Here is a 21,756-nt window from a genome sequence, read left to right as displayed (position 1 = left end):
TTGCCTTATTGAAACTTTTATGGATTTAATTTTATTACTTATAATTTTTATCTCACTTGAGCTTTTTGAATCAAATTGGCAAAAAGCTGACTCTTTACATAGCCTAATTTTAAATAATTTTTATTTATATCAAAAGAATCTTCTTTTATATTTTACATTTCATGCAAGTTTTATATACACAATTTTTTTATGTTTTTATCTAAATAACTTTGGTTTTTGGATGAGTTCTATTTTAATAATTAAATTTTTAGATATCAGTTTTAAACTTTCAATGATGAAAAAACTATCTAATGGTGAAGAGCTTATAAATGTTATGCCTATGAATATTAAAATGACCCCAATATTTAGATATATGAATGTTTTAATATATCCTATATCTTTCTTTTTTGCAGTTAATCTTTTTTAATCTAATTTTATCATTTGGATATTATGATAAAATATTATAATAAAAACAAAAAGGATAATAATGCAATATTTAGTAATAGCTTATGATTATGATAATGCACTAGATAAAAGAATGGAAAATAGACCAGCACATGTTGAAGGAACTCAAAAATTAATGGCCGAAGGTAAAATTATTTCTGCTTGTGCTTTAATTGAAGAAGAAAAAATGGTTGGATCTTCAGTGTTAACTAACTTTGAAGATGACAATGAATTTGATGAGTGGTTGGAAAATGAACCATACGTGACAGGTGGTGTTTGGAATATGGATGAAATCCAAGTCGTTCCTGTTAAGGTTATGCCAAATCCAAGTAAATAAAATCAAATAAGCCCTTTTTGTAGGGCTTTGTTAAACTTCTTAATCTCAAATCTAATCATATAAAATCAAATAAAATCAGGTCAAATCAAGTTTTTTTGCGGTATTATTTGCGGTAACTTTAAAATATAAAAAAGGCATTACCGTAAAATGGCGAAACTTGTTAAACCTTTATCTGACATAGTAATCAAAAAAGCTGAAATTAAAGATAAAGATTATAAATTAAGCGATGGTCAAGGATTATGTTTAATTGTAAGAGCAAATGGAACAAAATATTTTAGATTCGATTTTGTTTATGGTTCTAAAAGAAAATCTACCAGTTTTGGAGTTTATCCTGAAGTTACTTTAAAAGAAGCTAGAGAAAAGAGAGAAGAAGCTAGACAATTATTGGCTAATAATATTAATCCTATCTCGCAAAAAAGAATTAAAAAAGCTTCAGAATCATTGACTTTAGGAAATGTTATTGATGAATGGATAGAACTTAGAAAAAAAAGTGCAAGTGTAGCAACTGTTACTCAAAATAAAAGAATGTTTAAAAATATTACTGATTGGTTAGGTACCATTGCTATTAAAGATATTAAGCGAGTTAATATCATAAATATTTTAGAAAAAGTGCAAAATAGGGGAACTATTGAAACTGCACATAGACTATTATCATTAATAAATAAAGTATATATGTATGCGGTAACAAAAGAATATATTGAACATAATATAATTGCAGATATAGATAAAAAAGCTGTTTTAGTACCAAATAAAAAAGATTCACATTTAGCAGCTATTACAGAAATAAAGGATATTAAACAGTTGTTAAATGATATCAATACTTTAGGGGATAGATTTAGAAGTGATATCAGTACAGTATTTATTTTCAAAATAATACCTTATGTATTTGTAAGAAGTGAAAACATTAGGTTAATGGAATGGGATGAATTAGATTTAGATAATGCAATTTGGGATATTCCAAAAGATAAAATGAAAATGAATGTAGATTTTGTTTTCCCTTTACCTAAACAGGCAGTCAAAATAATTAGAGAAATAGAACCATATTCAAGACCTAGAAGTAAGTATGTATTTCCTTCTAATATAAGAATAAATCAAGGTGTTTCAAGAGCAGTATTATCTGATACATTAAAAAGATTAGGTTATCAAGATGTGCATTCATTTCATGGTTTTAGAAGTATGTTCTCAACAATTGCAAATGAATTATATAAGGAACATGGTTTTCATTCAGATATTATTGAAGCCTGTTTAGCTCATAAGGAAAAAAATAAAGTAAGAGCTGCTTATAATAGAGAATCAAAATATAAATATTTTGAAGAAAAGAAAGAATTGATTCAATGGTACGCTGATTGGTTGGATAAGTTAATTGAAATTTAATAATAACTACAGTTTTATTTTACTAAAATCATAATTAAGAAATAATAGGTGATATAGTTGATAGAGTATAAATATGATCTGACTGGAAGTTGTCCAGATGAAAAAAAAGTAAGTATTTCATATGATAATTATTATAGAATAACAAAAAATAAAGAATTAAATAATGAAGATTTTATACCACAATACTGGACTCAGCCACATCATAGAGCTGTAAAGTTTAAAGGTAAAGAATGTGAGTATCAGGGGTTATCTTGTTTTGCTACATTTGAAGAAGCAAAAAATATGCTTGATAGATATGGTGCTTTAGGTAATCATATTTACAAAGCTGAAAATTTGGAAAGATATGCTACTATCAAAGATATAGGAAAAGGAAAATATCCTACTCATGTAAATGTTTATGTTTATAAAAACGTAGAAGAAGCAAAAGACATTGTTTGGGAATTAAAAGAATGAAAATAGAAAAAACATATTTAGAAATTGATCATAAAAAAATAAATACTTATTTAACAGTTTATTTTGAAGGGAATAAAGAAGAAATTTCTTTAGAAAATAAAACGATTTATCTTTGTTGTGGAGAAGAAGATACCTTTGAGTATTGGATAAAAATACATAATATAGATGAAGATATGTTTCTTAAGTATATTAGCAATGAAGAAAAATTATATAACGTTATTAAAAATTCAGAAATTTTATTATATAAAAGATTTTATGAATCTTATCATCTTTTAATATTTTCAGAAGATTTAAGATTTGATGAGTTATATAAAAAAGAAGAACTTATTTTACCAAATGAATTTGCTACTTTAGGCTATAACTTTTATAATTTATATAGAAAACAAGAGGCAGAATTATATGATATTTTCAAGACTGTAATTAATCAAGAATACAATCAAACAATAATTAGTAAAAAAAGAGAAATGTCAGGTACTATAAATGTCAATAAAACAATTAATTATAATAGTTTTAATAGTGTAACATTATATAGTAGTAATTTTGATTTTAAAAGAGTAGCTTAAATGAATGAAAAAAAATTTGAATGTAAAGAAGAGTTTGATAAGTTTATATCAAAAATTAATTTAGAAGATGTAGTTCTTTTAGAGAGTAGTAGTAAAGTAATATCTATTTCAGGACGAATAGAAAAGCACTTAGAGTCTGATATTTCTTTAACTGAAATGGATGTTGATGTAATACATAATCCTGAAAATAAGAAAGATTTTTTACTTATTTGTACAATGGGATGTAATTTTACTATAAAAAAAGAAACTGAAGATTTTTTGAATGTTTTTGCTAAAGTTCAAGCTGTTTATAAAGTATTGGATTTAAATTTATTGGATGATTGTATAAAAGAAACTGTAAGTACATTTGCCTCTGATTCTGCTTTTACTCACATTATATCTTATTTAAGAGTTTATATTATGGATGTTGTTAATAAAAGTGGTTTCCCTCGATATACAATGCCTTTATTTAAACAATTAAAAGATTCTGAATTTATAGAACAAAGGTAAGTTAATATTTCTAAGTATATCTTGTATTAATGAGACTGTTCAGAGTTTTGTGTCAGTAACTGATAGTTCTTAGAATTTTAGCATATTTAATCTTACTAATCCTAATTTGCGCCAAAAACTACAGGATGTGGGACTATTTATTTAAGCTAAATAATAATTAAGATACAATAATTAAAGTTAAATAAGAGGTACTCTTTTCTTGAAAATAAAAAATATTATATTATTAATATTACTTTTTATATCTATAAATACCATAGTATATTTCATTACAGAGATAAACTCAAAACAAAGAATAGATTTAGTTCTAAAAGAAGATTTAAACAAACTACAAATCCATTTTGAAATTTTAAATACAACACAAAAAAACATTGCTTATGCTATTTCTCAATCAATAATGAGAAATACAGATGCTATTAAATTTTTAAGTGAGTCCTATACAGCAACTGAAGAGCAAAATAACATCAATAGAGAAAAACTAAATACCCAACTACAAGAACAGTACAGAATCGCTAAAAAACAAGGTGTATTGCAACTACAATTTGTAAATAGAGATAATATATCTTTTTTAAGAGTACATAAACCATCAAAGTTTGGTGATGATTTAACTGAAATAAGAGAAGACTATAAAATAGCAAATGAAACAAAAGAACCTATTAGAGGTTTTACTCAAGGAAGAACTGCTCATGGATTTAGAAATACTTTTCCTTTATTTGATAAAAATAATATCCATATAGGTGCAATGGAAATCTCTTTTTCTAGTGCAAAATATCAAATTTACTTAAATAATGTAAGTAATATGCATTCTCATTTTTTAGTAAATAACTTAACTTTCGCACGTTAAATTGATTAAAATTGTAGCTAAATCTCCCTAAAACATTACTCCTTTAGTTAATAATCTTATCCTTGTTGACATAAAAATAATTTAGTTGTTTTTCTATGATATTTTTCTATTTTGAACTCTCAATAAAGCCCTTAAATAGGCACTTTTAGCTATAATATCTATTATATTAAAGGGTAAGAATGCAGATAGAATCCAAGATCATCGGTATTATAAACGATAAGTTAAAAAATCCAATCTATGAAACATTACGTTTGTTAAATATGAAAACTATTTTAACCAAGAGCAATTTTTCTAAAAAAGAGGGAGTTGCTGTTCATATGGTTGTATTACATTTTGTATATATGCTGGTTATGAATAAAAAAATATCAACCTTTATGGATCAAAGTAATGATAGTTTCAAAAAAGATGTATATTATCGATTACTTTCCAATACTTCTTATAATTGGAGAAAACTATTATCTCTTAGTTCTTTAAAGATCTTATCACTACTTCATAAAGTGCAAGATTCAAAGCTAGTAAGAGTTCTTATACTTGATGATACTGTTGAAGATAAAGTTGGTAAAAATATAGAGGGAAGTTGTGACAACCTTTGGAGCAATAAAGCAAAGAGAAAAATCAGAGGTGTAAATGTTGTATCACTAAACTATAGTGATGGTTATTCAAATTTTATGTTGGACTTTGCAATTGCTATGAACAGTTATGCAAGGGTAAAGATAGAAGAGTTTACAAATATTATTGATCATCGAACCAATGCACATAAGCGAAGATTGGAAAGCTTAAAAGGGAAATCACAAATTGCTATAGAGATGATTAAAAGAGCAGTAGCTAGTGGTATATATGCAGATTATCTGCTTGTAGATAGCTGGTATTCTAAACCTGTATTTATAGAAACTATGAATGAACTTGGATTGCAAGTCATTTCAAGAATGGTAAACAATGACAGGATATGGAATTTTACAGGAGAGAAAAAGACCCTTGATGGCATCTATAACAAATTTAAAAAGCTTAAATCTATCAAGATGGGTCAATATGGCAAAAAGATAAAGTTTGAGTATTTTTCAACCATAGTTGAACATAAAAAAGCTGGTAAATTAAAAATTGTTTTTATAAAAACAAAAGAGAATTTAATACCAATCGTATCAACCAATCTTATACTTAGTGATGAAGAGATTATAGATATTTATAAAAGACGATGGGATATAGAACAAGGGTATAAAGAACTTCGTGAACACTTTGGATTCGGAAAAGAAGAGAATCGAATCTATGAAGCTTTGATAGCCAGAATTACACTATCTTTTTTTACATACAATGTTGTTAGCTATATAAATCGTATCAGCAATGAACCTAAAACAATTGGTGGATTGTTTAAAGATTTAGAATGTGAACTTCATACTCTAGCAATAGCTATGCAAGCATTTTTAGCTATTTTAGATGAGATTGCAAAAATTGAAGAAGTTGTCAATAGAAATGAGGATTTTACAGCTATCATTGATCTATTAAGAGATGTGACTGGAAAATTGCTTGGTTTTAGGTGCGAAAGTTAAGTAAATAAACATATATTTGATATAAAAGCTTGGGAAACAAAAAATTTAGTAATAAACTATGAACAATCTGCTGAAGATGAAGATTTTATGCTTAACTTAGGTCCATTTCATTCAAAACAACTATGTATAGTAGAAAATAAAAAGAAACTTGAACCAATGAGAGAAATAATACATACTAATACTCAAAAAGGTGAGAAGTTTAATTTTTATATTAAAAATAATAAAAATATTGAAATCATCTCTTTTTTACCAATCAAAAACTTATCAAATAAAACAGTAGCTTATATTGTCTCCCACTCAAAATCAGATATTATAAAATCATCACTAACTAGTACTATGACTATTAGAATATTATCTTTCTTTATATCACTAGTGATAATATATCTCATCTATAGACAAATCAAATCAAATATTCAAATTAAAATTGAAAAAGAAAAGCTTCAATACAAAACAAATGAACAGACTATCTTACTTTCATTATTTGACCAAGGAGATTCAGTACTTTTTAAATGGAATAATGATGATAATTGGAGTATTAATTATGTATCACAAAGTGTATCAAGACTCTTAGGATATACACAAGATGAGTTTTTAAATGGTGAAGTTCATTATGCTGATTGTATTGATAAGCAAGATTTACAAACTGTAATAAGTGAAGTTGAAGAGGGAAGTAAATCAGATAGCAAATTTTTCCAACACAAACCATATAGGCTTATAGCAAAAGATGGTAAGTCAAAATGGGTATTAGATTATACTGTGGTATTAAGAGATGATAATGGAAATACTACACACTATTTAGGATATATAACAGATATAACTGAACAAAAAGAGAATGAAAGATTAATTGCAGAACAATCAAAGCTTGTAGCAATGGGTGAGATGATAGGGAATATTGCACATCAATGGAGACAACCACTATCAGTTATATCAACTGCATCTACAGGGTTAAAACTTCAAAAAGAATATAATACACTTACAGATGAAATATTTATAAGAACCTGTGATTCAATAAATGATAACGCACAGTATCTATCAAAAACTATAGATGACTTTAGAAACTTTATAAAGGGTGACCGAAAAGTAGTTGAGTTTAAATTGGCTGATACTATTGAAAGCTTTTTACATCTTGTAGAGGGTAGTATAAAGAGTAATGATATAGAAATTATAAAAGATATAGATGAGAATATAATTATAAATGGCTATCCAAATGAATTGGTTCAATGTTTCATCAATATATTCAATAACTCAAAAGATGCTTTTAAAAATAAAGAAGATGATAAGCTTATTTTTATATCTACAGAACTAAAAGAAGATAAAGTTACTATTATATTTAAGGATAATGCAGGAGGTATACGTGATGATATACTTCCTAAGGTTTTTGAACCATACTTTACAACAAAACATCAATCTCAAGGGACAGGTCTTGGACTTCATATGACTTACAACTTAATAGTAGATGGGATGAATGGAACTATTGAAGCTCATAATATAAATTATAAGTACAATGGAAAAGAGTATTCTGGAGCTGAATTTAAAATAATCTTACCATTAAAGTAAATATTTTTTATAGTTCATGTTAAATGTGTCACAACCTCTAGAGACTGTGAAAGAACTAAAGCCGTTGATAACAGAAAATTAGCTAAAATATAGATATCATAGATTAATAAAAAGGCTTTACAATGCCGAACTACAAAGAAGGTTTAGACCGTAATCAACAACTTCTTTTTCCTCCTAGTTTAGATGAATATGTTGATGAAAATAATCCAGTAAGAGCTATTGATAGTTATGTTGATAGTATTGATTTAGCTTCTTTAGGAGTATTTACTAATAATGGTGGTTTGGAAGGTCAACCAGCATATCATCCAGCACTACTTTTAAAAATTTATCTCTATGGATATCTAAATAGTATTAGAAGTTCTAGAAAGCTTGAGCGTGAGATTAAACGTAATGTTGAAATGATGTGGCTATGTGAAGGATTAACTCCTGGATATAAAACTATTGCTAACTTTCGTAAAGATAATCCTTCAGTGTTAAAACAACTATTTCGTGACTTTGTAATATTATGTCGTTCTGTTGATTTAATTGATGGAGAAGTTGTTGCTATTGATGGAGCTTTTTTAAGAGCTAATGCCTCAAAGAATCAACTTATCTCTGAAAAAATGACTCTTAAAGATATGGAATCAGTTGATGAGAAAATAACAGAGTATCTAAATTCCCTAGAATACAGTGATAGTTGTGAGAATAAAGAAACTAAACCTCTTGTTTGTAAGCAACATATTGACCGACTTAAAAAGCGTAAAGCCAAACTAAATGATGATCTGAATATTCTCAAAGAACATCAAGTAAAACAGTATTGTAAAAGTGATCCTGATGCGACCTTAATGACTAAACCAGCACATCACTTGGTAGCTTATAATTCTCAAATTGCTGTTGATGGAAAATATAAGTTCATAGTTGCTACTGATATTTCTAGTAAAGGGGTAGACCACGATCAACTTTATCCAATGGCAACACAAGCTAAAGAAGTTATTGATAATGAACAAATGAAAGTAGCAGCTGATGCAGGTTATTATAATTCCAAAGAGATCAAGCGATGTAGTGATGAAGGGATTGATGTTTATATTCCTGAACCAGACAAGCAAAAGAAGCAAAAAGATAAAGGGAAGTTTCCAAGAGATTCATTCACTTATGATGAAATCAATGACTGTTATATTTGTCCAAATGAAAAAGTGATGAAGCGGAAAAAAACTACTTTTGAGCAAAATGGTATAAAACGCTTTATGTATTTTGGTACTGGTTCTGTATGTAAAGTTTGTCCAATACGTTCACAATGTATTCCTGAAAAAACTCCTGCAAAACGTCTTTGGCGTTGGGAACATGAAGAAGTTGTCACTGCACACCGTGCAAAGATGAATACACAAGAAGCTAAAGTGATGATTCAACAGCGTGCAGAATTAGTTGAACACCCATTTGGGACAATCAAACAAAATCTTGGCTGGAGTCATTTTCTAGTACGGGGTAAAATAAAAGTTGCTGGAGAGAATGCTCTTATTATGCTTACCTATAATTTTAGAAGATTATTAAATCTAATTGGTATTACACTGTTTAAAAAGCTAATAAAAGCCAGTAAAAGTGGCAATATTGAAGATATAAAACAAGAAATAGCAGAGTACATTGCAGTTCTAGTCTTTTTTAAAGCTTTTTATCATCGAAAAATGAGTTTATACATTTAAATATTGAAAAATATTCTTTAACTCGATTCTTTTTACTTACATAGGAGTTAGTTCTTTCACAGTCTCTCTAGATTTTGGAACAAAATTAGAAAATCTAACTTATTGGCTTTATAACCTTTGTTTAGAGATATAATTTGTTCCAAAAAGTGTTCAAGAAGTAGAATTTAGTGATTCTCTCAAATCCTAAGGACTTTTTGAACAACAAAAATCACTTTTTAAGTCATAAGTTTAAAGATTCATCTAGTCTGCCCTCAAATAATATTGCCAACTGTGAAATAGTTAAAGACCAATTCCAAATAGGCATTGTCCATTTTTTAGAAGCATTCTGAATACCCATATACAAAAGTTTGAGAAGACTATTTTCATTTGGGAAAGCACCTTTAGTTTTAGTAAGTTTTCTAAACTGTCTGTGAACTGATTCAATAATATTAGTGGTGTAGATGATGCGTCTAATCTCTTCAGTATATTTAAAATATGCAGATAGATGTTCCCATTTGTTCCTCCACGACTTAATTACAATAGGATATTTTTTACCCCACTTAGACTCAAGATTGTCAAGTTCCATTTCAGCAGCTTCTTTGGAGATAGCTTGATAGATAAGCTTCAAATCTTTCATAAACTCTTTTTGGTTTTTAGAAGCTACATAGCGTATTGAATTTCTAATTTGATGTACGATACACAATTGAACTTCAGTATTTGGAAATATTGCATTTATAGCTTCAGGAAAGCCTTTTAAACCATCAACTGAAGCAATAAGTATATCTTGTACACCTCGATTATTTAAATCAGTTAAAACTTGTAGCCAAAAATTTGCTCCTTCATTTTCAGATAAATAAAGTCCAAGTATCTCTTTTTTACCGTTTAGTCCTACTCCTAAAATAGTGTAGACAGCTTTTGAAATATATTTGCCATTCTCTTTTATTTTATAATGTATTGCATCAAGCCATACAAATGGATAGATTGATTCTAACGGTCTTTGTTGCCACTCTTTGAGTAATGGTATAATTTTGTCTGTAACAGCACTTATTGTTGCTTTAGAAAACTCAATACCATATAACTCTTGAATATGTTCAGATATTTGAGAGTAGCTATTACCAAGAGCATATAAAGATAAAATCTTTTCCTCAATATGGTCTGATATATGGGTTTGATGTTTTTTAACTATTTGTGGTTCATAAGAACCGTTCCTATCTCTTGGAATTTCAAGTTCAAATTCTCCAACACTACTTTTCATAGTTTTAGTAGATTTACCATTTTTACGATTTTTATTTATCTCTGTTGTAAGATGAGATTCAAGTTCTGCTTGTAATGCAGCTTCGGTTAGTTGTTTGATAAGTGGAGCTAAAACTCCATCCTTACCATCTATTTTTGCACCAGCTTTAATCTGATTAAGTGCATCTGTTAAATCAAGTGTTTGATTCATTGTTCAATCCTTTAGAATAAATTCTATCAGACTGACACAAAATTTCTAACACTCCCGTATTAATTAAAGAGGGTATTTCACTTTCTTTAATTTTTACAAATTATAATTTTCATTTTGTTTATTCTTATATTTAATTAATATGTAAAATTTATTTTTAAATGGGAAAAATCAATATTATATTTTTTACCAAGTGACTCAAGAAGTGAATACATTTTACTATAAGATTCTTCTATTGATTTGACTAAATCTTCTTTATTTGGATATTCTTTTTTATTTAAATATCGATCTGTATAATTTATATTCATTTCCATAAAAACAATATACTGTCTAATTTCTTTATCATTTAATGCTTTAATCTCATTATCATTTAATATTAATTTTAAATATTCTTCCAATTTTATTTTAAAATCTTCCATTAAATCATCATCTAATATAGTTTTAAAATCTTCAATATACATTTGTATATAACTTTGAACAAGATTTAAATAAAATGATATTTTATTTTTTTTCAATTCTAATTCATTTGTTTTCTTCTTCTGTTCAATTTTATTTGTATTTTGAATTGATTTCATTAAACTTGTTGAAGCTAATAATGCAGACAAAGTAATTCCTAATGCAGGTAACATTTGAATAATTATTTTATGGTTTTCTTCTTTTAAATTAGAATCTATAACTCCTAATATAAATGATATAACTATTATTATTGAAATTAGTGAAATATAAAATAATATACTATATATATAAGTGAAGCTTTTTTCAAAATATTCAAATAAGTTTTTCATTAAATTACCTTTGTTGTTTTAACTTTTATTAATTTATAATATCAATCATTATGATGTTTATTTTGTGGATTAATTTCATGATTTGGACATATATATCCAACATCTTCCATATATATCATATTATCTCTATCACATTCTGAACCACAAATATCACATTCAATTTCTTCTCGTTCTTCTTCATTAAAAAAGTTTATCGTAAAATGGAAAGAATCAATTAAATCTCCTCCATACAATTCTATAGAATCATAGTTATGAATACCTACTGGATATTCCCATACTGTAAATATAGCTTCTATATTATTTCCACAATCACATTCAAAATATTCCCTTGCTTCATATTGATTTTCAGAACCCATATTACGATCATCACTAGCAACACATTCAAAATCTAAATCCAAATCATTTTTATATACTGTATTTATGCTATTACACTGTGAACATTTATAACGTAAAAAACTTTCTCTCTTATTTCTTTGAGAAAGCATTAATAAAGCATTTTGAATACTTGTTTTTTCAATAGTTGATTGTAGGTACTTATTAGCTTTATATAAAAAATTAGGTTGACTATAAATCCAAAATTCAACTTTTGAAGAATCATATAATTCTTTAATTAACTCTTCTCTTGGACTAATTATTTTTTTATTTTTATCTAAATAGCACCAATCATCATCTTTAGAAATATCATTTGTTATAAAAATAATTGGTAATTTTTTTTCTTTGCTGTATTCAATTATTTGCTTCCAAATTATCAAATCACCAAAAATCTGAATTCCTTTTTTTTCTTTTTTATAATAATCACCGTATCCTGGAGGGATTTTAAATTCATAACGATGTTTTCCTTCTGTTGTAATTTCCATAATTTGATTAAAGGTGAATTCAGGTCCTATTTTAAAATATTTTTTGATAGCTTCAAAAATATCATCATTATCTTCCACACTTAAAACATCATTTTTTGCAGATTCAACCTGAATAAGAAATTCTTTTTCAAAATCTTTAGATTTTTGAATAAATTTATTTATTTCATCAACAAAAATAGAAATTTTTGTTTGTTCTACATGAGGATGCTTATCATCTTTTTTTGTTTTATCTACAATAGAAGTTACATGCTTCAATATATCATTAACTTTAGTTGCTGTTCTCTTAACTTCATCTTCAAGCGGAATAAATTTTTCTGCAATAGGTTTTTTAATAATTTTTTCTCTATTTTTTAAATATTCAAATTGAACATGAGCTGGAATCCAAAATCTATCAGGTATTTTTTCAAAAACTTCATTGTAAAGTTTTTTTCGTGTTTTTTGGGGTAAATAATATAAATCAAGAAGAGCTGATGAATCAAAAACAAATATTGCTTTTCCCCACAATTCTTCTTCCCTTTTTTCTGTCATTTTATAATTATCAATCATACTAACCCTTTAAAAGAATTTTTATAATAATTCTTCAATTCTTAATGCTAACTTGTTCCATAGAAGTTCACTCTCGTGTTCATCCATGCTTGATATAGGATTACTTGGAGGGTTTAATGCTTGGAATTGAGATAATTCTTTTTCTCTATCAAATCTTGAGACTTTTAGAATAACTGGTAAAATTGTAGTACCCTTATCTTTTACATTATTTAATAATGGAGGGAGTTCATTTTCTATGATAAAATCTGACGCTAAGAAATCTGCACTAATAAGTAAAATTGCAATAACAGAATTTTCTAGAGCAATCGATATTTCTTTTTTCCATAAATCACCTGTTTGAATTCTTGTATCATCCCATAGTTCAATTAAACCCTGCTTTTCAAGAGGTTTTAAATGTACTTTTAATCTATCTAAATATTTTGAATCCTTATGTGAATAGCTTATAAAAATATTTTTTTTAGAAGATATTTCTGAATTACTCATTTGATTATATACTTGAGATACTTCCTTATTAACTCCTAATCCCATTTTTTTTACAGCATCAAGTGATTTTTGATAATCTTCAAAATCAATATCTTTTACAGCTAATAAACTTTTATAAAAAGGAGTATCTGTCTTCCCATCTCTTTCTAATATTTCAATTGTTTTTTGAATATTTATTTTTTTTACCTGGTTTACCTTTTCTTGAAATTCATTTAAATCTGTATTTGAAATTATGTCTAAAGCTTTTTCAAAATTATTTTCCATTATTAATTGCCTATTATCAAATTTTTATATAGTATCGAAAAATATTTTATATTTCACAATCCTCATTTTGTTTACTTTCAGATTTAATCAACTCTCTTAAATTATCTGCAGCTTCTTTTTTATTATTAACATTTAATGCTTCTTTTTCATTTTCAATTGATACTTGCCTTTTTACTTCATTAATAAATTGCTCTGTACCTCTAATATGTAAATTATTTAAATCCCATCCTTTAGCTTTTGCAACTTCTAACATCAATTTAACATTTTCAACTAAATTTACATTACTTTTATTTGATTTAATTCTTTGACCTTCATCTGTAATATGAATGTCTTTTTTCTTGTTGATAAACTCTATGTGTCCTTGCTCTATTTTTTTAATATAATAGTTTTCAAGATTTATATCTGGTACTATATTGTAAATTTTATAAAATATTTTTTCCTGATAAGTTTTCTTTTTTAATGGTACATAAAAATTGATTTTTGCTTCATAACTATAAAAATTGATTTTATCTTCAATATTCTCTTTTTGACTATTTTGTTTATATGCATCCGTGAAATTCTGATATGTTAAATTTAAATTTGAAAAATATACTGTATAAGATTCATTGTCTTTCTCAAATGTAAATCCTACTCTTGATCTTTTTCTATTAATTGTTTTTGCTTTAAATTTAATATTTTGATATCCAATATCATTCATCAACTCTAAAAAGTTTTTATCATTTTTACATATTTTTAAAACACTATTTATATCCTCTGAAACATGATAATTTAAACTTAATTTATATTTATCTTTTTTATCAATCTTTTTTTCAATTTCAACTTTTGTATCATTTAAATTAAGATCTAACTTTTTAAATATATTTCCTCTCTTTTCAAGCTCTTTTATAACAGGATTATTAAATCCATAGTTAAATTCAATATATGCTCTAGTTAATTTATTAGATCTATCTTTTATTAATGGTTTTATTAACTCCTGATCTCCAGTATTTATAATGTCTAAATATTTAATCTGTTCCTGGTTTAAATACAGTGGAAAATGTTCAGTTCTTAAATTTTTACCTTCATGGTGAAAATCAATATTTTGTCTAATAAGTCTTTGTTGAAAGTCTGTCATACCTTTTATATAGTATTGTATATTTTCAGTTTTTTTATATTGTGAAATAAAATCTTTAATATATTTATTAACTTTTCCATTTTCGATTGATGACTTAAAATGATTATCATCTACTTTTTTTGTAAACCAGGTAAATTTTGTTGCTTTTTGTTTTAAAATTTTATCTTTTTCACTATCTACATTCTCATCAAAATTAAATACTAGGTTATGATTAGTAGCAACTTCACCAATCATTCTTCTAAGGTTTAAATATCCAATTCCAAGTTTTGTACTCTTGCCATATTTATTTTTTAATTTAGCGGGTACTAATAAATGAAAATGCGGTTCCACTTCATAGTTTTTTGAGTTTATAGAATCACTATCTGTATTATGATAAGCAGCTAATACTTGTGATAAATCTAAACTCATTTTTCTTTTAGGTCTTGTTTTACCTTGTGATTCTTCAAATTTATATTCATAACTAACTAAATCATCAAAAAAAGATTGCATAACTCTATCTATATCTTTTTGATTCTTGCAATTGTGATTAATTATTAGTTGGCTCTTATCTACTGAAAAAGTAAAATGTACATTTTTATCATCTGATAGATTAAATGTATCAGGTAAGTTATTACTTACAATAGCTGCATGATCTAAAATATGACTCTCAAGATTCCAACTCATAAAATTCTCCAAAGTGTGCGAAGCACACTAAAATATGAAGTATTTTATCAATTTCAAGCCCTCAAGTCAAGTGAGGGCAATGGCTCATTTATATTTTATTCTTATACTCACAATTTATTCATATTTAATTAACATTTAATACACTATAAATCACTTTTAATTATCATAATGTATCAATCAATCATTATATGTAACAATTAAGTATTTATTAATCACAATAATGTAACAATTAATATAAATAATAAAATTCCATAGAGAACGAGCCTCTGCTTCGCTTCTCTATTCTCTATAGGATTAAAATGGATAAAGAATTAGAAGAATTTGCAAAAAAAAATAGAAAAAGAGCTAGTGTTTTTGATGCATATAAAAAAGAAATAATATACTTAGTTCAACAAAAAGTATCTCAAGAAAATATTATTGTTTATCTTCAAAAAAAGACAAAATTAAAAACTGGACTTACAAGATCTAATTTATCAAGATATATAGCTAGATTAAAAAAACAAGTAAGACAAAAAAGAGAATTAGAGCAAATGAATTCAGAGACTGAAACTAAAAGCAGCTCCTTAAACAATAATATAAATGCATCAAATGAAACTGCTAGTGAGGACACAGTTTCAGTTTATGGAAAAATTAAACAAATAAGTAAAAATAAACCTTTTGGATAAAAATATTGCATTTTGATATATTTCTTAATTTCTGAAAAATATTAGTGTAGAATTGATTGTAAATCAAAACTTAAATACATACAATTTTTCACTAATTTGCAACAGGAATACAATCAAATGAAAGAAAAAGATTTAATTAATTATGCAAAAACTTTATTAAATAATACTTTAGAACTTGATGATAATAAAATAAGTGAATTTGCATATGAAGAAATAAAATCAAAAAAAGCAATTTTAGAAGATGTCTTCCTAAGATTTAAGAATCAAGATAAAAAAGCATTCTTTTTATTTGGTAATCCAGGTTCTGGCAAAACAGAGTTTGCAGCTGCATTAAAAAAGTTTTATAAAATAGATTTTATAGAAGTAGATGAAATAAAAAGATATTGTAAATATTATAATGGTCAAAATTCTGATTTATTTAAAAAAGCAAGTTTAGAGGGTGTTAATATTCTTATGAATACTGTTTTAGATAAAGAGTACTCATTTATTTTAGATGGTAAATTTTTTGAGTTTATAGATAGTGCTTTAAAAAAGAATTATGATATTGAAATAAATTTTGTATATAGCCCTTTAAATAGTGAATTCATAAGTTCTATAAATACAGTAAATAAAATAAAAGAAAAATACTCAAATGTAAGAGTAAATTTTTATGACCTACATAATGATTTAGTTTTGAAAAATATAAAGAACTTAGATATGTTAAGAATCATGATTAAACATTTTGGAATTAAAATTATCATGGATGAAGAAAAAATTATAAATGATAATAAATATGATTTGGATTTAGTATATAAAGAGATAGATAGACTTGCAGAATTTGCAGGAATGAAAAAAATAGATAAATATAACTATATTTCTAAAAATGACTCGCCAAGTGATTTAGGTTGCTTTGCATTAACTAATCTTGAAGAGCATAAGTGGTTTATGGAAAATATAAAAGAGTGGTTGTGGTTCACTCCAGAAGACGGAGTAATAGATATAATAGAATTTATAAAAAATAGAAAGAAAGTTTTATGAAAATAGATATATTAAGTGATTTGCATATAGATTTTTATTTCAATCCAAAACTAAAAATTAAAGATGAACAAATAAAAAAACTATATGATCCAATTGTTACTGAAAATAATAGAGAAATTGGTGATGTTCTAGTTGTTGCAGGAGATATAGGACACTACAATCATCAAAATATAAGAATACTAAAGTATTTAAAAGAACATTACTATAAGCATATAATTTGTGTACTTGGAAATCATGATTATTATTTAGTTGATAAAGATTCAAAAAAACAATTTAAAGACTCTTTTGAAAGAGTTGAAGATATGAGACTTAGAATTAATAAAGAAGAGGATATGTACTGTTTAAATGGTGATTTTGCATTAATAGATGGGATTGTATTTGGTGGTTGTGATTCCTGGTACAATGATGGATACTTTGCAAGACAATATCCAACTAAAAATTTTCCTACAAAATCTACAAATATACAATGGAAAAATACAATGTATGATGGAGAGATGATTTTAGGAGTAGAAAACTATGATGATATTTGGCATATAGAAAAACCAAAAATAGAAGCAGTATATGAACAATGTGATGTGATGATTACTCATATAAGTCCATCATGTAAAGATGAACACTTTTCTCCAAGATTTCAAAATTCTCCTTCTAATATATTTTTCTCTTTTGAAGGTGAAAAGTATTTAAAAGATGGTTTTATGAAATATTGGATATTTGGACATACTCATGAAGAAATAGAGTATGAAGAACATGATGTTAAATGCATCTGTAATCCATTTGGATATCCCAGTGAGAGTGGTAATGGACAATGGGTTAAGATGAAGCAAATAGAGGTTTAAAATGAATAAAAAAGAGATGAAAGAACTATTTGGAGAAGATTTAGAGTTTTTAAAAACTAATAAAAATTTAAAAAACTTGCTTGATAATTTATGCCCATATAGAGCAAAATATTTAATGAAAAAAGCTAATAAACAAACTTTTCTAAGATTTTTAGAAAATGAAAAATATTTTGATTCACAACTTGATTTTGAAAAAGAGTTATATCCTCTTTTATTAGATAGAGATACTAAAATTTGGAAAAAATTAGCAAATGATAAAACTCTTTCAAAACAAGCAAGAATGAGAAGTGCATATTTATATACATACCTTGCAAAAAAATTTATAGAATTAGATTTTGATATAGAAGAAATAAGAGATCAATTTGCTTTTTATCATGGAAATAGATGTGCAGATGGTGATGGATTTGCTTATAACTTTGGTTTAAAAAGTGGATTAGATAGTAGAAGATTTCATCAGTTTAAAAATACAGGTGGGTTTTAAATGAAGGATTCAAAAGAACCAATTTATATAATTGGTGATGTTCATGGTTGTTATAAAACTTTATTAGCTTTAATAGAACAGTTTCCAAATAAACAAAACTCTAAAATTTGTTTTGTTGGTGATTTAATTGATAGAGGTTCTAACTCTAAAGCTGTAATTGATTTTGTAAGAGATAATAAATATGATTGCGTATTAGGTAATCATGAAAAATACTTTATTGAATATTCTCAATATTTAGAGAAAAAATTATCATATTTTGATATAAAAAATTGGTTTGGTAAAAATGGTGGAAAAGAAACTATTAATTCGTATAGAGTAAATGGAATATTAGATGAAGTAACACTTTTAGATCATTCAAAATGGTTACAATCATTACCTTTATATCTTGAATACAAAGATATGAAAATTAAAAATAGATACTTAGTAGTTTCTCACTCTCATGTTTTTGATAAATGGAAATATAAGGATTATCCAAGAGATTCAAAAGAGTATATATCTTTTGAAAATACTGTTTTAAATTCAAGATTTAAAAATTATGATAATTTAGAAATATTTAATATCTACGGTCATACTCCTACACAAAATCCAATATTAGAAGATCATAAAGCTAGTATTGATTTAGGTTGCTGTTATAAAGATATAGATGCCAATGCTAAGTTATGTGCTTTAGAGTTCCCATCTATGAAGATTTTTACTCAAAGTAATATAGAAGATTAAAATAAAAAAAGGTTTATTTATGGATGAAGAATTAGAAGCAAATTATGAAATACAAGTTTTTAGAAAAAGTGATAATAAATTTATAGATAGTTATTATCTTTACAGTGATGATAAATCAACTGCATTAAATGAAGGAATTAACCATTATAAAAATTTATATCCTATTAGTGATTATAATTTTGTAGTTGAATATTGGGGTGAATTTAAAAATGATAGAGGGTTTGAGATGTCTCTTGATTCTTAACTTACATAGTGATATTGATACTAAAAAATTATTATTGATAAAAAAATAAGAATAAAAACAATAAAAAGATAATCTATTAATTCTAACTTTAGATTCATTGATTTGCTTATCCCAATTTAATATCTTATTATGATATCAAACAAATGACTCACAAATGACTCATTTTTTTATTTTTAAGTAAATATATAGTTATTTAAAAAAATCTTGATGATATAATTAAAATAAAGGATTCAATTATGCAACTTAACATAGAAAAATTATCAAATTTATTAAATGATTTATCTAAAAACTCATCAATTGCAAACGATTTAAAATTTGTAAATGAAAAAATTATTGAGATTAAAAACTCTAATTTATCAGCTCAAGAAAAAGAGTTTCAAATAAAAGTTTTAAATGAGACTATTGAAAATCTTAGAGAACTTCAATAGCCTTTTTTATTAAAGCTCTAAATCTTTAGTCTGATTTTCAGATTTAATCAGCTCTCTTAAATCATTTGTTGCTGTTTTAACTTCATCTAGATTTAAAACTTCATCTGGTTCTAAAACATCTCTAAATATATCTGGATTTAAAAATAGATTTCCATTTCCTATTCTAAATCTTTCCATTTCCTTTTCTAATTCTGCTGCTTCATTTGGATTTTTAATTTTATTTATACCTTTTTTCATTGTATATAAAAAGTAATCTCCCATTTTGTCAACATCTCTAAACATTTCGATATCAAAAGTTTTTGGAATATCATACCCAATAATCCAATCAGGACATTGTTCTTCAGTATAATAAGGCCTATCTTCTTCATCCATATATAATGGAGCATAACCTGTTTTTTTAAATTTTTCTCCAATATGAGATAAAACTTTTATATGATCTTTATTAAAATAATCATCAACATTGATTTTATCTTTAATGGAAAGAAAATTTATAGAAAGATGTAATATCGTATCAATTTTGTCATCCCAATCTTCATCAATATCAAACTTTTCATATCTTTCTGATAAAAATTGTATTTTATCTATTTGGCTAATCATTTCATCTAAAACTGCATAAAAAGTATTAGTTTGAAGTTCTTTTGCTGCCTTTATAGCTTCATCAAATGTTGCATAGAATCCGTGATTTGTTGATCTATCCCACGCTCCACCATCTAAACATCTTAAGTTATATCTAAAACCATCAGGATACTCTTTATACCAATTTTCTTTTTCTCCTTTCAAGTGTTTATTCCATTCTTCTTTAGAACCAATCTTTTCATCGCTCCAATCATAAGACTTTAATCTATGATAATGCTCTTCCCAAGATTCTTGTTCTAATTCATCTATAAGAATATATGGTTTATCCCACCAATTATTAATCTCTTCTTCACTTCTTTCATCATTTGGAGTAATATCAAAATTTTCTGGTAACTCTGGATTGATAATCACTCCATCTATTTCAAATGTATGTCTCATATTCGGTCCTTATTTTAAATTTAATAATTCTTTCTTCTTCTCTTCATACTCTTCTTGAGTAATTGCACCTTTTTCTTTTAATTCAAAATAGTAATTTATATCTTTTTTGATAGTTATATTATTTTTGAAATTAACACTTGCATTGTTTTTTAATTCAGCTTTTTTAATAACCTCTAACTGTAACAGTTCCTCTGAAATATCTTTATAAATAGGTAAATCTAATTTTCTTCTATTTGCTCTAATTCTCCACTCTAAAAGTAAAAGAGGAGCTATTATTATGCATATAATTATAATTCCATCAATATCTCCATTTCCCGTAAATGGTGGATTTGATTTTGGATCGATTGTTAAAGCAATAATTGCAACAATAAAAAAGAATCCAAATGTAAAAAGATAAACTAGTGATCTAATAAAGAAATTAGCTATAAACAACCAGTGATGATTGTAATAAGTGAAATTATGATGTAATCTAGGATTGAATTTTTTAATATTTGAATACATTTTAAGCCTTTATTTTAAATCTAATAATTCATTCTTTTTAACTTCATACTCTTTTTGAGTAATCGCACCTTTTTCTTTTAAATCAAAGTAATAATTCAAGTCTTTTTTTGTTTCATTATTATAATTTGGATTATAATATTTGTTAAAAATCTCTTGTGCTACATTTGAATAAATTGGTAACCCCTGTTTTCTTCTATATCTTCTAACTAAAAGTTCTAAAATTATAAGGGGTACTAAAAGTGAAGAATATATAATTATATTATCAGTTACAAAATCTCCAGTGATAATAAGTTCAAGTTTATTTGTATTAAAAAATCTTATAAAAGTTAATACCCCTCCAAAAAATAAGTAAGCGTAAATATATAAAAATATTCTTGCAACAATATTGGCTACATATACTCCATGTTTTTTTTCTACTTCTTGTAAAGTCATATTTATTCCTTATTTTATTTTTAAAATGAAGT

At 25.8% G+C, this 21,756-nt stretch carries 25 protein-coding genes; 17 read left to right on the top strand and 8 right to left on the bottom strand.

All coding sequences use genetic code 11. From position 1 onward, the window contains the following. The first annotated feature begins 19 nt into the window (after window positions 1–19). The 10 genes from APAC_RS10735 to APAC_RS10690 all read left to right on the top strand — a co-directional run bounded on the left by APAC_RS10735 (window position 20) and on the right by APAC_RS10690 (window position 9,257). Entirely contained in the window at window positions 20–406 is a 387-nt protein-coding gene (locus tag APAC_RS10735) for a hypothetical protein (protein ID WP_130234104.1), read from the top strand. Window positions 407–466: 60 nt separating this feature from the next. Further along, entirely contained in the window at window positions 467–760 is a 294-nt protein-coding gene (locus APAC_RS10730; protein WP_130234103.1) for a YciI family protein, read from the top strand. A 147-nt stretch (window positions 761–907) separates the two neighbouring features. Then, window positions 908–2,134 carry a tyrosine-type recombinase/integrase gene (locus APAC_RS10725; protein ID WP_130234102.1) on the top strand — a complete coding sequence of 409 codons (1,227 nt, stop codon included), beginning with the start codon at window positions 908–910 and terminating at the stop codon, window positions 2,132–2,134. Window positions 2,135–2,191: 57 nt separating this feature from the next. Continuing rightward, window positions 2,192–2,587 carry a hypothetical protein gene (locus tag APAC_RS10720; protein ID WP_130234101.1) on the top strand — a complete coding sequence of 132 codons (396 nt, stop codon included), beginning with the start codon at window positions 2,192–2,194 and terminating at the stop codon, window positions 2,585–2,587. Further along, window positions 2,584–3,150, top strand: coding sequence for a hypothetical protein (locus APAC_RS10715; RefSeq protein ID WP_130234100.1), 567 nt, complete (start codon window positions 2,584–2,586; stop codon window positions 3,148–3,150). Before APAC_RS10720 ends, APAC_RS10715 begins: the two co-directional genes overlap by 4 nt. Further along, window positions 3,151–3,639 (top strand): hypothetical protein, encoded by a 489-nt coding sequence (locus APAC_RS10710; protein ID WP_130234099.1) that lies wholly within the window; start codon window positions 3,151–3,153, stop codon window positions 3,637–3,639. 199 nt (window positions 3,640–3,838) lie between these two features. Beyond that, window positions 3,839–4,480, top strand: coding sequence for a cache domain-containing protein (locus APAC_RS10705; protein ID WP_170170160.1), 642 nt, complete (start codon window positions 3,839–3,841; stop codon window positions 4,478–4,480). 179 nt (window positions 4,481–4,659) lie between these two features. After that, window positions 4,660–6,024 carry an IS4 family transposase gene (locus APAC_RS10700; RefSeq protein ID WP_130232179.1) on the top strand — a complete coding sequence of 455 codons (1,365 nt, stop codon included), beginning with the start codon at window positions 4,660–4,662 and terminating at the stop codon, window positions 6,022–6,024. An 87-nt stretch (window positions 6,025–6,111) separates the two neighbouring features. After that, on the top strand, window positions 6,112–7,581 hold the full coding sequence (locus tag APAC_RS10695) for a sensor histidine kinase (RefSeq protein ID WP_130234097.1): 1,470 nt from the start codon (window positions 6,112–6,114) through the stop codon (window positions 7,579–7,581). A 122-nt stretch (window positions 7,582–7,703) separates the two neighbouring features. Then, complete coding sequence (locus APAC_RS10690) at window positions 7,704–9,257, top strand: IS1182 family transposase (protein WP_130234096.1); 1,554 nt, start codon at window positions 7,704–7,706, stop codon at window positions 9,255–9,257. A 220-nt stretch (window positions 9,258–9,477) separates the two neighbouring features. Here APAC_RS10690 and APAC_RS10685 read toward each other — a convergent pair whose 3' ends face one another. From APAC_RS10685 to APAC_RS10665, 5 genes are all read right to left on the bottom strand, one after another. Further along, window positions 9,478–10,680, bottom strand: coding sequence for an IS256 family transposase (locus tag APAC_RS10685; RefSeq protein ID WP_130234095.1), 1,203 nt, complete (start codon window positions 10,678–10,680; stop codon window positions 9,478–9,480). Window positions 10,681–10,814: 134 nt separating this feature from the next. Beyond that, on the bottom strand, window positions 10,815–11,462 hold the full coding sequence (locus tag APAC_RS10680; protein WP_130234094.1) for a hypothetical protein: 648 nt from the start codon (window positions 11,460–11,462) through the stop codon (window positions 10,815–10,817). A 41-nt stretch (window positions 11,463–11,503) separates the two neighbouring features. Continuing rightward, complete coding sequence (locus tag APAC_RS10675) at window positions 11,504–12,865, bottom strand: PIN-like domain-containing protein (protein WP_130234093.1); 1,362 nt, start codon at window positions 12,863–12,865, stop codon at window positions 11,504–11,506. Window positions 12,866–12,886: 21 nt separating this feature from the next. Next, entirely contained in the window at window positions 12,887–13,612 is a 726-nt protein-coding gene (locus APAC_RS10670; RefSeq protein ID WP_130234092.1) for a toll/interleukin-1 receptor domain-containing protein, read from the bottom strand. Window positions 13,613–13,658: 46 nt separating this feature from the next. Then, window positions 13,659–15,389, bottom strand: coding sequence for an LPD7 domain-containing protein (locus tag APAC_RS10665; RefSeq protein WP_130234091.1), 1,731 nt, complete (start codon window positions 15,387–15,389; stop codon window positions 13,659–13,661). Between the two features lie 299 nt (window positions 15,390–15,688). Between APAC_RS10665 and APAC_RS10660 the strand changes: the two genes are divergently transcribed. The 7 genes from APAC_RS10660 to APAC_RS10630 all read left to right on the top strand — a co-directional run bounded on the left by APAC_RS10660 (window position 15,689) and on the right by APAC_RS10630 (window position 19,777). Next, on the top strand, window positions 15,689–16,054 hold the full coding sequence (locus APAC_RS10660; RefSeq protein ID WP_130234090.1) for a hypothetical protein: 366 nt from the start codon (window positions 15,689–15,691) through the stop codon (window positions 16,052–16,054). Between the two features lie 117 nt (window positions 16,055–16,171). Further along, entirely contained in the window at window positions 16,172–17,071 is a 900-nt protein-coding gene (locus APAC_RS10655) for a zeta toxin family protein (RefSeq protein ID WP_130234089.1), read from the top strand. Next, window positions 17,068–17,907, top strand: coding sequence for a metallophosphoesterase (locus tag APAC_RS10650; protein WP_130234088.1), 840 nt, complete (start codon window positions 17,068–17,070; stop codon window positions 17,905–17,907). The genes APAC_RS10655 and APAC_RS10650 overlap by 4 nt, the downstream gene beginning before the upstream one ends. 1 nt (window position 17,908) lies before the next feature. Continuing rightward, entirely contained in the window at window positions 17,909–18,388 is a 480-nt protein-coding gene (locus APAC_RS10645) for a hypothetical protein (RefSeq protein WP_130234087.1), read from the top strand. Continuing rightward, complete coding sequence (locus APAC_RS10640; protein WP_130234086.1) at window positions 18,389–19,105, top strand: metallophosphoesterase; 717 nt, start codon at window positions 18,389–18,391, stop codon at window positions 19,103–19,105. It begins immediately after the preceding gene. A 19-nt stretch (window positions 19,106–19,124) separates the two neighbouring features. Beyond that, complete coding sequence (locus tag APAC_RS10635) at window positions 19,125–19,349, top strand: hypothetical protein (RefSeq protein WP_130234085.1); 225 nt, start codon at window positions 19,125–19,127, stop codon at window positions 19,347–19,349. Between the two features lie 236 nt (window positions 19,350–19,585). Further along, window positions 19,586–19,777: a hypothetical protein gene (locus APAC_RS10630; RefSeq protein WP_130234084.1), complete on the top strand. Its 192-nt coding sequence runs from the start codon at window positions 19,586–19,588 to the stop codon at window positions 19,775–19,777. Between the two features lie 9 nt (window positions 19,778–19,786). Here APAC_RS10630 and APAC_RS10625 read toward each other — a convergent pair whose 3' ends face one another. Genes APAC_RS10625 through APAC_RS10615 form a run of 3 tightly spaced genes read right to left on the bottom strand, consistent with a single transcriptional unit; the run spans window position 19,787 to window position 21,724 of the window. Beyond that, window positions 19,787–20,791, bottom strand: a complete 1,005-nt coding sequence (locus APAC_RS10625) for a hypothetical protein (RefSeq protein ID WP_130234083.1) — start codon at window positions 20,789–20,791, stop codon at window positions 19,787–19,789. A gap of 9 nt (window positions 20,792–20,800) precedes the next feature. After that, complete coding sequence (locus APAC_RS10620; protein ID WP_130234082.1) at window positions 20,801–21,292, bottom strand: SHOCT domain-containing protein; 492 nt, start codon at window positions 21,290–21,292, stop codon at window positions 20,801–20,803. 9 nt (window positions 21,293–21,301) lie between these two features. Continuing rightward, window positions 21,302–21,724 (bottom strand): hypothetical protein, encoded by a 423-nt coding sequence (locus APAC_RS10615; protein ID WP_130234081.1) that lies wholly within the window; start codon window positions 21,722–21,724, stop codon window positions 21,302–21,304. Between the last annotated feature and the right edge of the window lie 32 nt (window positions 21,725–21,756).

The sequence above is a fragment of the Malaciobacter pacificus genome, assembly GCF_004214795.1.
Taxonomy (GTDB): domain Bacteria; phylum Campylobacterota; class Campylobacteria; order Campylobacterales; family Arcobacteraceae; genus Malaciobacter_A; species Malaciobacter_A pacificus.
The sequence above is the reverse complement of the archived record's forward strand: the minus strand, read 5'-3'. Positions and strand labels throughout refer to the sequence as shown.